Origin of the sequence: Pseudomonas amygdali (assembly GCF_002699855.1) — a bacterium.
Lineage (GTDB): Bacteria > Pseudomonadota > Gammaproteobacteria > Pseudomonadales > Pseudomonadaceae > Aquipseudomonas > Aquipseudomonas amygdali.
In genome coordinates this window covers 42,521-53,883 of the sequence record NZ_LKBW01000168.1, presented here as the reverse complement: position 1 = coordinate 53,883, position 11,363 = coordinate 42,521, and the positions used below count along the sequence as shown (strand labels likewise).

At 59.2% G+C, this 11,363-nt stretch carries 9 protein-coding genes; 7 read left to right on the top strand and 2 right to left on the bottom strand.

Annotated features, from left to right (window positions below):
• Positions 1-207: 207 nt before the first annotated feature.
• Both AO277_RS13040 and aptA read right to left on the bottom strand, forming a co-directional pair.
• Entirely contained in the window at positions 208-1,701 is a 1,494-nt protein-coding gene (locus tag AO277_RS13040) for a CoA-acylating methylmalonate-semialdehyde dehydrogenase (protein WP_044317531.1), read from the bottom strand.
• Between the two features lie 104 nt (positions 1,702-1,805).
• Positions 1,806-3,152, bottom strand: a complete 1,347-nt coding sequence (gene aptA / locus AO277_RS13035; RefSeq protein ID WP_044317532.1) for an omega-aminotransferase AptA — start codon at positions 3,150-3,152, stop codon at positions 1,806-1,808.
• Between the two features lie 111 nt (positions 3,153-3,263).
• On the opposite strand from aptA, the gene AO277_RS13030 reads away from it, so the two are divergent.
• The 7 genes from AO277_RS13030 (at position 3,264) to AO277_RS13000 (ending at position 11,264) form a co-directional block, all read left to right on the top strand.
• Positions 3,264-4,184: a LysR family transcriptional regulator gene (locus AO277_RS13030; RefSeq protein WP_044317533.1), complete on the top strand. Its 921-nt coding sequence runs from the start codon at positions 3,264-3,266 to the stop codon at positions 4,182-4,184.
• Between the two features lie 185 nt (positions 4,185-4,369).
• Positions 4,370-5,767: a uracil-xanthine permease family protein gene (locus AO277_RS13025; protein WP_044317534.1), complete on the top strand. Its 1,398-nt coding sequence runs from the start codon at positions 4,370-4,372 to the stop codon at positions 5,765-5,767.
• A 95-nt stretch (positions 5,768-5,862) separates the two neighbouring features.
• Positions 5,863-6,525 (top strand): TetR/AcrR family transcriptional regulator, encoded by a 663-nt coding sequence (locus tag AO277_RS13020; RefSeq protein ID WP_002555510.1) that lies wholly within the window; start codon positions 5,863-5,865, stop codon positions 6,523-6,525.
• A gap of 10 nt (positions 6,526-6,535) precedes the next feature.
• Positions 6,536-7,150: an IMPACT family protein gene (locus AO277_RS13015; protein WP_257214225.1), complete on the top strand. Its 615-nt coding sequence runs from the start codon at positions 6,536-6,538 to the stop codon at positions 7,148-7,150.
• Positions 7,151-7,672: 522 nt separating this feature from the next.
• Positions 7,673-9,226 carry an ABC transporter ATP-binding protein gene (locus AO277_RS13010; RefSeq protein WP_044317536.1) on the top strand — a complete coding sequence of 518 codons (1,554 nt, stop codon included), beginning with the start codon at positions 7,673-7,675 and terminating at the stop codon, positions 9,224-9,226.
• 11 nt (positions 9,227-9,237) lie between these two features.
• Complete coding sequence (locus tag AO277_RS13005) at positions 9,238-10,338, top strand: ABC transporter permease (protein ID WP_044317537.1); 1,101 nt, start codon at positions 9,238-9,240, stop codon at positions 10,336-10,338.
• The gene (locus tag AO277_RS13000) at positions 10,338-11,264 is read left to right on the top strand and encodes an ABC transporter permease (RefSeq protein WP_044317538.1); all 927 of its coding nucleotides are present in this window, start codon (positions 10,338-10,340) and stop codon (positions 11,262-11,264) included. The genes AO277_RS13005 and AO277_RS13000 overlap by 1 nt, the downstream gene beginning before the upstream one ends.
• Positions 11,265-11,363: the final 99 nt, after the last annotated feature.

The following is an 11,363-nucleotide window of genomic DNA, read 5'->3' as shown; positions in this document are numbered from 1 at the left end:
CCTCCTTCCTCGCTGACTCTTCACTTCAAACCCTTGTAAACCATTGATCTACAAGGCTTTTTCGTTTCCGTCTGCGCCGGAAGTGGCGCGAGTTATAGACAGATCACAGAGGCCGTCAACCGTTAATTTCAAAAATCTGCAATTCAACTGCTGAGCCCCAACAAACACGGGATATCCTCTTTAAAGACGATCTCCCGCTACGGGAATTTACAAGCTGGGGAATGCGAATTGCGACGCTTCATGGCTCGCACGTTGCGGCCAGCGCTGCGTAATCGCCTTGCGACGCGTATAGAAGCGCACACCATCGGGACCGTACGCATGCAAGTCGCCGAACAGGGAACGCTTCCAGCCACCAAAGCTGTGATAGGCAACCGGTACTGGCAGCGGAACGTTGACCCCGACCATTCCCACTTCAATCTCATCGCAGAACAACCGCGCAGCTTCGCCATCACGGGTAAAGATGCAGGTACCGTTGCCGTATTCATGGTCGTTGATCAGTTGCATGGCCTGTTCAAGGCTGTCCACGCGCACGATGCACAGCACCGGCCCGAAGATCTCTTCTTTATAGATGCGCATTTCTGGCGTTACGCGATCGAACAGACAGCCGCCCATGAAGAAGCCATGTTCGTGCCCGGCAACCTGGAGATTGCGACCGTCTACCACCAGAGTAGCGCCCGACTGCACACCATCTGCTATATAGCCGCCGACCTTGTCGCGATGCTGACCGGTAACCAGTGGCCCCATATCCAGGCCGCAAGTCGTACCTGCACCGATTTTCAGGCTCTGAATTTGCGGAACCAGTTTGGCCACCAACGCATCGGCGATCTGATCCCCGACGCATACCGCAACCGAAATAGCCATGCAGCGCTCACCGCAGGATCCATAGGCAGCGCCCATCAAGGCACTCACTGCGTTGTCCAGGTCGGCATCCGGCATCAGTACCGCATGGTTCTTGGCGCCACCGAGAGCCTGAACCCGCTTGCCACGCGCTGCGCCCTCTTTGTAGATGTACTCGGCAATCGGGGTCGAACCGACAAAGCTCAGCGCCTTGACCTCAGGCGCTTCGATCAGTGCATCGACGGCAACCTTGTCACCATGAACCACATTCAGCACACCCTTCGGCAGCCCGGCCTCGTGCAGCAGCTCGGCTATCAGCAGCGTGGAACTGGGATCGCGTTCGGAGGGTTTGAGGATGAAGCAATTGCCACACGCGATGGCCAGCGGGTACATCCACAGCGGCACTATGGCCGGGAAGTTGAACGGAGTGATACCGGCAACGATACCCAGCGGCTGGAAATCAGACCACGCATCGATGTTCGGCCCGACATTACGACTGTATTCACCCTTGAGCACTTCAGGCGCAGCGCAGGCGTACTCCACGTTTTCAATACCGCGCTTCAGCTCGCCCGCCGCATCTTCCAGGGTCTTGCCGTGCTCTTCACTGATCAACTGAGCAATGCGCGCTTCGTTCTGCTCCAGCAATTGCTTGAAGCGGAACATCACCTGAGCGCGCTTGGCTGGCGGTGTATTACGCCAGGCCGGAAACGCAGCCTTGGCCGAATCGATCGCCTTCTGGACCCTGTCCCGAGTGGCAAGCGCTACTGTGTGGATAACCTGGCCGGTCGACGGATTGAACACATCTGCGGTGCGGCCATCTTCAGAAATGAACTCGCCGTGGATCAGGTGTTGAATGCTGCTCATGGAAAACTCCGGATAATTGCATCGGGCGCGAATGGCTTCGCGGCCCATGCGACAAAAGCACCTATATAAAAGTACCTATATAAGAAGAGAGCCTGTCAGCGTGGTCAGTCGATCAGGTTCAGCGTTTCGCCGACGGCATCGAACAACCGGTCCAGGTCCTGCGCCTGACTGTTGAAGGTCGGGCCAAACTGCAAGGTGTCACCGCCAAAACGCACGTAGAACCCGGCTTTCCACAGTTTCATGCCTGCCTCGAAAGGCCGCACGATTGCATCGCCGTCACGAGGTGCGATCTGGATGGCGCCTGCAAGGCCGTAGTTGCGGATATCCACCACGTTTTTCGCGCCCTTGATACCGTGCAGCACGCTTTCAAAATGCGGAGCGATTTCTGCTGCCTGCTGTACCAGGTTTTCACGCTGCAACAACTCCAGCGCCGCGAGCCCGGCCGCGCAGGCCACCGGATGTGCCGAATAGGTATAGCCGTGGGGGAATTCGACGGCGTATTCCGGCGTTGGCTGATTCATGAAGGTCTGATAGATCTCGCTGCTGGCGATCACTGCGCCCATGGGGATCGCGCCATTGGTGATCTGCTTGGCGATACACATCAGGTCAGGCGTGACACCGAAACTGTCCGCACCAAACATCGAGCCTGTACGGCCGAAGCCGGTAATGACTTCGTCGAATATCAGCAGGATATTGTGCTGATCACAAATCTCGCGCAGACGCTTGAGATAGCCTTGCGGCGGAACGATCACGCCGGCAGAGCCCGCCATGGGTTCGACGATTACCGCCGCGATGTTCGACGCATCGTGCAGCTCGATCAGCTTGAGCATCTCGTCGGCCAGCGCAATACCGCCCGCTTCGGGCATCCCCTTCGAATAGGCGTTGCTGGCCAGCAGCGTGTGCGGCAGATGGTCGACATCCATCAACTGGCCGAACATCTTGCGGTTACCATTCACTCCGCCCAGGCTGGTGCCCGCCACGTTCACGCCGTGATAGCCACGCGCGCGCCCGATCATCTTGGTCTTGGTCGCCTGCCCCTTCAGCCGCCAGTAGGCACGCACCATCTTCACTGCCGTGTCCGCGCATTCGGAACCGGAGTTGGTATAAAAGACGTGATTGAGATTGCCCGGCGTCAGTTCGGTAATCTTTTCCGCCAACTGGAACGACAGCGGATGCCCGAACTGAAAGCCCGGCGAGTAATCCAGAATGCCCAGTTGCCGGGAAACAACTTCCTGAATTTCCTTGCGGGTGTGCCCGGCCCCGCATGTCCATAGCCCGGAAAGCCCATCGTAGATCTTGCGGCCCTTGTCGTCTGTCAGATAGCTACCGTGCGCAGCCACGACCATGCGCGGGTCACGCTGGAAATTTCGATTCGCCGTGTAAGGCATCCAGTGGGCATCAAGCTTCAACTGACTGGCTACAGGCACATCAGACGCTTCGAACATATTCATGGGGGCAAGCCTCGCAGGCGCTAAACGAACGGTCATTGCAGCCAAGGTGTCACGCGGCTAAAGTTCATAAAACCCGATTTTCATGATCTTTGGTTTTGTAAGGACTAAACAATGAGTGTCCGTCGCCCCGATCCACTGTCGCAGGTGAGCGATTTTGATATCCGCTTGCTGCGCATTTTCAAAAGTGTTGTTGAGGCAGGCGGTTTTTCCGCGGCCGAAAGCGTGCTCGGCATTGGCCGGTCGGCGATCAGTCAGCAAATGAGCGATCTGGAACAGCGTCTCGGCTTGCGGCTTTGCCAGCGAGGGCGGGCCGGTTTTTCACTGACCGACGAAGGACGTGAGGTTTATCAATCGTCGTTGCAACTGCTCAGCGCTCTGGAAAGTTTCAGAACTGAGGTCAACGGCCTGCATCAGAACCTGCGCGGCGAGTTGAACATCGGCCTGACCGACAACCTGGTCACCCTTCCCCACATGCGCATCACCCATGCACTGGCCCGCCTGAAAGAGCGTGGCCCGGGCGTGCACATCAATATCCGCATGATTGCTCCCGCCGAAGTCGAGCGAGGCGTATTGGACGGCGGCCTGCATGTCGGTGTCGTGCCACAGGCCAGCGCCCTACCCGGCCTTGAATATCACCCGTTATACAGTGAGCGTTCGCTGCTTTATTGCGCGGTGGGCCACCCGCTCTTCTACGCGGACAACTCAACGCTGGATGATGAACGCCTCGCACAGCAGGAAGCCATTGCTCCGACCTTTCGCCTGCCCAACGATATTCAGGAGCATTATCAGGCACTGACTTGCACCGCCAGTGCTTCGGACCGCGAGGGCATCGCGTTCCTGATTCTGACTGGACGCTACATTGGCTACCTGCCAGATCATTACGCCAACCCCTGGGTGCAGGAAGGTCGATTGCGCGCGCTGAAACCGGACTCAAAGTTCTACGACCTCAACCTGGTGACCGTTACCCGAAAAGGCAGACGCCCTCATTTGGTGCTGGAGAGCTTTCTGGAAACACTGGCCGCTACCCGATGACACACTCCTGCAGGACACCCTTCCAGTCAGCCAACGTTGCAGAGCGGCTCGAAAACGCTATCAGGCTGATATTTATTGAAATAGTTGGACTCAAATAAAAATAACCTGAGCAACTGGACAGTTTTTTGCAGTAATCCCGATAACGACACGCCAGTACATGGCAGTTCCCCGTCCGAGACCTCGCCATGCAGCCTGAAACACTCGACAACGATGACCTGATTTACGGCCTGAATGATCGCCCAAGACCTTTAACGGCCATATTGGCAGCGTTCCAGCATGTGCTCGCCAGCTTCGTCGGGATCATCACCCCGCCGTTGATCATCGGATCGACGCTCGGCCTGACTCAATACCTGCCGTATCTGATCAGCATGGCCCTGATGGTGTCGGGCACAGGTACTTTCATTCAGGCGCGCCGCCCGTTTGGTATCGGCGCAGGCATGATCTGCCTGCAAGGCACCAGCTTCGCTTTCCTGGGCGCGGTGTTGTCCGCGGGTTTTCTGGTCAAGCAACGCGGCGGCAGCCCAGAGGACATCATGGCGATGATCTTCGGCGTGTGCTTTTTCGGCGCGCTTGTGCAAATCGTGCTCAGTCGCTGTATTGGCCAGTTGCGACGTGTCATCACGCCGCTGGTGACCGGCATTGTCATCACGCTGATTGGTGTAAGCTTGATCAAGGTAGGTGTGACGGACCTGGGCGGCGGCTTCAACGCACCTGACTTCGGCGCGCCGTTGAACCTGGCGCTGGGCGCCTTCGTTCTGGCAGTGATCATCGTACTTAATCGTTCGAATACGCCTTGGGTGCGCTTGTCGGCGATCATCATCGGCCTGGCGGTCGGCAGTCTCGCCGCCTGGTTCAGCGGCAAGCTGATTCCACAGCCGATCCACGACCTGCCCTTGATCAGCGTGCCGGTGCCGTTCCGTTTTGGTTTCAGCTTTGACTGGACCGCTTTCCTGCCGGTCGCGCTGATTTATCTGATCAGCAGTATCGAAACGGTCGGCGACCTGACGGCCAATTGCATGCTCGCCCGCCAGCCGATCAGTGGCCCGAGCTACGTGGCGCGCCTCAAGGGTGGCGTGCTGGGTGACGGCGTGAGCTGCATGATTGCAGCAACGTTCAGTGCATTCCCCAACACCACCTTTGCGCAGAACAATGGTGTAATTCAGCTGACCGGCGTTGCCAGTCGCTATGCCGGACTGTACATCGGCGCGGTGCTGTTCGTGCTCGGGCTGTTCCCGCACATCGGTGCCATCGTCCAGCAGATTCCCAAACCGGTACTCGGCGGCGCAACGCTGGTGATGTTCGGCAGCGTCGCGGCAGCCGGTGTGCGCATTCTGGCCCAGTCTCCGCTGGACCGACGCAGCATGCTGATCATCGCCACGTCACTGGGTGTCGGTCTGGGTATCGCCGCGCAGCCTGCGCTGCTGCATCAGATGCCCAAACTGGTACAGAACCTGTTCGATTCGGCCATCACCAGCGGCGGCATCACAGCGATCGTCATGTGCCTGCTGATTCCGGAAGGAAAGGTCGCTGTGACCCGGAATGATTCACCGACGGAACCCAATCCCCTTGAACAACCACGATAGGCTTCCATAGCCGCACTTGCGCCGGTGCTTGCGAGATAATCGCCGGTGCGCTATCTGTTCATTAGTTGCGCCCTACGACCTGTCCGGAATTGCTCATGACCCTTGAAGTCCCCGCACACAGCGCTCACGTCACCAAGCCCGCAAGCCGTATTCGTCAGAAGAACGAACAAGCAATCATCCAGGCAGCCGAAGATGAATTTGCCCGCCACGGCTTCAAGGGCACCAGCATGAACACCATTGCGCTGAAAGCCGGGCTGCCCAAAGCCAACCTGCATTACTACTTCACCAACAAGCTGGGCCTGTATGTCGCGGTACTGAGCAACATCATTGATTTGTGGGACAGCACGTTCAACCACCTGAGCGTCGAAGATGATCCAGCTGAGGCACTGGCCCGCTACATTCGCGCCAAGATGGAGTTTTCGCGCCGCCAGCCTCAGGCTTCACGGATCTTCGCCATGGAGATCATCAGCGGTGGCGAATGCATGAGCGAGTATTTCAGCCAGGACTACCGCCTGTGGTTCCAGGGCCGGGCAGCGGTTTTTCAAGCCTGGATCGATGCAGGCAAGATGGACCCGGTCGACCCTGTACACCTGATCTTCCTGCTGTGGGGAAGCACCCAGCACTACGCTGATTTCGCCTCGCAGATCTGCCGAGTCACCGGTCGCTCCCGCCTGACCCGGCAAGACATGGATCAGGCCAGCAATAATCTGATCCGGATCATCCTCAAAGGTTGTGGGCTCACGCCGCCAGCCTTGTAGAATCGACGCCTTGACGTCAGCTGGATACACGCATGCCTTTACCCTGGTCGGCCCTTGCGAGTTTCGTGAAGAAATCCGCAAGAGCCGCTTCATGACCCTCGCCGCCCCCATCGCCAGCCCGGCCGACGCCCAGGCGTTCATCGAGCAGCACAGCGACCTCAACGCCACCCACAATTGCTGGGCCTGGAAGCTGGGTGGTCAGTATCGCAGCAACGATGACGGGGAACCGGGCGGTACTGCAGGCAGGCCAATCCTGGCAGCCATCGAGGCGCAGGAATTCGATCAAGTCGTGGTGCTGGTGATCCGCTGGTACGGCGGCATTCAACTGGGGACTGGCGGCCTGGCCCGCGCCTATGGCGGTGGTGCCAACAAATGTTTGCAGCAGGCCGAGCGTCTGCCGCTGATTCAGCGTTCGTCATTCCAGCTTGAATGCAGCTTCAGTGAACTGGCGCTGGTCAAGTTGCGTCTCGCGGAAGTCAACGGCCTGCTGGAAAGTGAAAACTTCACTGCCACTGGCGTGCAGATGGCAATCGCGATAGGCCCCGAGCATGCCGACACGCTGCAACGACAACTGGCTGATCTGAGTCGCGGCAGAATTGTTTTGCACAAGGCCACAACAGAGTAGGCAACGCGTCAGCAATTGCCCACATCTACTGTGCATCCGGCTGTGGATAAGCTGAGCACACTCCACTGCGGGCCTTGCCGGGCTTGCGTTTCAGGCGAATGATCGTTTTTTGAGCAATCGCCTGGCATGGATCCGTAAACGGTGCAAAAACAGTCTGTTAGCGCTCGTTAGTCCCTTTGGATGCTAACCACCGGCGTATTATTCTCCGCTGACGCGCTTGCGCACAGTATCTGTGGAAGAACCTGTGGATAACAGGTGCAAGGGTCGCGCATCCGTATAACGCACCTCGCTTGACGCCTGCTGTACATTTTTCACTCAAATCAAAGAGCCACCTTTGCCCCTCGCTCCGCCAGCGCGCCCCGAACTGGTGCCGAAATGATCGCGTCAGGTTGTCACTGCACGGCCATGAATGTCGAAAACACCTTACTCAACCTTGATTGAACGCACAGGACAGGAATCCTGACTCCTTGGCCAGGATTTTGCTTTATCCACAAGCGACCCACTTCTGCCTTCGAGCCTTTCATGTCAAACCACGCGATACCTGCGCGTCTACAACTGCGCCACATCACTAAACGGTATCCCGGCTGCCTGGCCAACGACGCTGTCGACCTGACGATTCAGCCCGGCGAGATTCATGCCCTGCTGGGAGAGAACGGTGCCGGCAAAAGCACGCTGATGAAGATCATCTATGGCGTGACGCAGCCCGACGCCGGGTCGATCATCTGGCAAGGCCAGGTGCAGACCATGCGCAGTCCGGCACAGGCAAGAAGCCTGGGGATCGGCATGGTGTTCCAGCATTTCTCGCTGTTCGAAACCCTCAGCGTCGCGCAAAACATCGCCCTGGCAATGGGCGCTGCGGCAGGCACGCCCAAACAACTGGAACCGCGCATTCGCGAGGTTTCGCAACGCTACGGCATGGCAGTGGAGCCCCAGCGCCTGGTCCATAGCCTGTCGATTGGCGAGCGGCAGAAAGTCGAAATCATTCGCTGCCTGATGCAGGACATTCGTCTGTTGATCCTCGACGAGCCCACCTCTGTGCTCACACCCCAGGAAGCGGAAGAGCTGTTCGTGACCCTCAGGCATCTGGCCGCAGAAGGCTGCAGCATTCTGTTTATCAGTCACAAGCTGGGCGAGGTTCGTGCCTTGTGTCACAGCGCAACCGTCCTGCGCAACGGTAAGGTATCCGGGCACTGTATCCCGGCTGAATGCTCTGATCTGGAGCTGGCGCGCTTGATGGTCGGTGATGCCGAAGGGTTGACCGCGCACTACGACAAAGTCAGCGGCAGCGAAGCCTTTCTGCGCGTCGACAAGCTGTCCTGGCACAACCCGGACCCGTTCGGTTGCTCACTGAAAGACCTGAGCCTGGAAGTACGCAGCGGCGAAATCGTCGGCATCGCGGGCGTTGCCGGCAATGGTCAGGATGAATTGCTGGCGCTGCTGAGTGGCGAACAGACCCTGCCTCATGCCCAGGCGACAACCCTGCGTTTCCAAGACACCCCGGTCGGCGACCTGCGCCCCGACGCCCGCCGCAAACACGGGCTGGCGTTCGTTCCGGCAGAGCGTCTGGGGCATGGCGCAGTACCGGAACTGAGCCTGGCCGACAACGCTCTGCTAACCGCTTTCCAGCAAGGACTGGTGAGCCACGGCTTGATCCAGCGCGGCAAGGTTCGCGCACTGGCCGACGAAATCATCCGTCGCTTTGCAGTCAAGACGCCGGACGCACAGGCCGCGGCGCGCAGCCTGTCGGGCGGCAACCTGCAGAAATTCATTCTCGGCCGGGAAATACTGCAAAACCCCAAACTGCTGATTGCCGCGCACCCGACCTGGGGCGTGGATGTCGGTGCTGCCGCAGCGATTCACCGGGCATTGATTGCCTTGCGTGACGCGGGGGCGGCCATTCTGGTGATTTCCGAAGACCTGGACGAGTTGTTCCAGATCAGCGACCGACTCGCCGCCCTGAGCGGCGGCCAGCTTTCCGACCTGATCCCCACTGAACAGACCAGCACCGTGCAAATCGGCGGCTGGATGGCGGGACAGTTCGATCATTCTCACACCCAGGCCCATACGGCGGGTTAACGGAGCAAAAGATGCTGCTTTCTCTGGAACCGCGCGGCCAGCAATCGCGCGCCATGTTGTGGTGTTCCCCTTTACTGGCTGCCGTCCTGACACTGGTCTGCGGCTCGCTGCTGTTCATCGGCCTGGGGCTCAACCCTTGGGTGACGCTGCACACCTTGCTGATCGCACCGGTCAGCGACTGGTATGGCGTGTCGGAATTGATGGTCAAAACCTTGCCGATTCTGCTCTGCGCGCTGGGCCTGGCGGTCGCCTATCAAGCGCGCATCTGGAACATCGGCGCAGAAGGCCAGCTGCTGCTCGGCGCGCTGGCAGGCAGTGCCGTAGCGGTAAATATCATTGAGATGGAAAGTCGCTGGGCCTTGGTCATGGTGCTGCTGGCCGGCACCCTGGTAGGCGCGGCCTGGGCGGGCGTGACCGCCTGGCTGCGCACGCGCTTCAATGCCAATGAGATCCTTACCAGCATCATGCTCAACTATATCGCCCTCAACTTGCTGCTGTACTTCGTGCACGGGCCGCTCAAAGACCCGGCGGGCATGAATTTCCCGGAGTCAGCGACTTTTGGCGACGCCAGCCGCCTGCCGCTGCTAATGGAAGATGGCCGCGCGCACATCGGCGTGTACTTCGCCCTGTTTGCGCTGGTCGCGGTGTGGGTGCTGCTGCAACGCAGTTTCGTCGGTTTTCAGATCAAGGTGCTGGGCCTGGACAAGCGTGCTGCCGGGTTTGTCGGCTTTCGAGAAAAACGCCTGGTCTGGCTCGCACTGTTGATCAGTGGCGAGCTGGCCGGGCTGGCCGGCGTATCGGAAGTGACCGGGCCGATCGGTCAACTGGTGCCGCAGGTCTCGCCAGGTTACGGCTATGCCGCGATCACCGTGGCCTTTCTCGGCCGCCTCAACCCCATCGGCATTCTGTTCTCCAGCCTGTTGATCGCCCTGCTGTATCTGGGCGGAGAAAGCGCGCAAATGACCTTGAACCTGCCCTTGGCAATCACGCAGTTGTTTCAGGGGATGATGCTGTTCTTCCTGCTGGCCTGTGATGTGCTGATTCTCTATCGCCCACGTTTGAAACTGCACTGGGCCAAGCGCCAGATGACAGCCGTCACAGGAGCCGCATGATGGATATCGACCTGCTGAGCAACATTTTCTATGCCATGGTCCGCTGCGGAACCCCCTTGCTGCTGGTGGCGCTGGGCGAACTGATCTGCGAAAAAAGCGGCGTCATCAACCTGGGTCAGGAAGGCATGATGCTGTTTGGCGCGGTGATCGGTTTCATCATCGCCCTGAGTACCGGCAATCTATGGCTGGGTGTGCTGCTGGCGATGCTTGCAGGCATGCTGCTGTCGGCACTGTTTGCCCTGGTGGCACTGGTGTTCAACGCCAATCAGGTCGCGACCGGGCTGGCGCTGACCATCTTCGGCGTTGGCCTTTCCAGCTTTGTCGGGGCCGCCTGGGTCGGCAAACCGTTGAGCGGTTTCGAACCGGTGGCCATCCCGCTGCTCAGTGACATTCCGCTGATCGGCCGCATGCTGTTTGCCCAGGACTTGCTGGTCTACCTGTCCTTTGCCTTGTTCGCTTTGGTCGCCTGGGCGCTGCTGAAAAGCCGCGTCGGGCTGATTATCCAGGCGGTCGGCGAAAATCCCGATGCGGCCAGCGCCATGGGCTTGCCAGTGTTGCGTGTACGCACGTTGGCCGTGCTGTTCGGCGGCGCAATGGCTGGGCTGGCCGGGGCCTACCTGTCGCTGGCCTACACACCGATGTGGGCGGAAAACATGAGCGCCGGACGCGGCTGGATAGCCTTGGCGCTGGTGGTGTTCGCCAGCTGGCGCGTGTGGCGTCTACTGCTCGGTGCGTACCTGTTCGGCCTCGCCAGCATCCTGCACCTGGTCGCGCAAGGCATCGGCCTGGCCATCCCGTCCAACCTGCTGGCGATGCTGCCTTATGTGGCCACCATCATCGTGCTTGTCCTGCTCTCCCGCGACGCCTTGCGCACCCGGCTGTATGCGCCGGTATCGCTGGGCCAGCCTTGGCGGGCGGGGCATTGAGGGAACTCGCGGCGCAGATGGTTGACGCAGAGCCTCATGAACGGCATTCCCACGCTGGAGCGTGCGGAACGATAATCCCGACTATCGTGCCAATGCTCA

Excerpts from the sequence above, each read along its gene's own strand:
- AO277_RS13040 (WP_044317531.1), bottom strand. The coding sequence starts at position 1,701 with ATGAGCAGCATTCAACACCTGATCCACGGCGAGTTCATTTCTGAAGAT.
- aptA (WP_044317532.1), bottom strand. The coding sequence starts at position 3,152 with ATGAATATGTTCGAAGCGTCTGATGTGCCTGTAGCCAGTCAGTTGAAG.
- AO277_RS13030 (WP_044317533.1), top strand. The coding sequence starts at position 3,264 with ATGAGTGTCCGTCGCCCCGATCCACTGTCGCAGGTGAGCGATTTTGAT.
- AO277_RS13025 (WP_044317534.1), top strand. The coding sequence starts at position 4,370 with ATGCAGCCTGAAACACTCGACAACGATGACCTGATTTACGGCCTGAAT.
- AO277_RS13020 (WP_002555510.1), top strand. The coding sequence starts at position 5,863 with ATGACCCTTGAAGTCCCCGCACACAGCGCTCACGTCACCAAGCCCGCA.
- AO277_RS13010 (WP_044317536.1), top strand. The coding sequence starts at position 7,673 with ATGTCAAACCACGCGATACCTGCGCGTCTACAACTGCGCCACATCACT.
- AO277_RS13005 (WP_044317537.1), top strand. The coding sequence starts at position 9,238 with ATGCTGCTTTCTCTGGAACCGCGCGGCCAGCAATCGCGCGCCATGTTG.
- AO277_RS13000 (WP_044317538.1), top strand. The coding sequence starts at position 10,338 with ATGGATATCGACCTGCTGAGCAACATTTTCTATGCCATGGTCCGCTGC.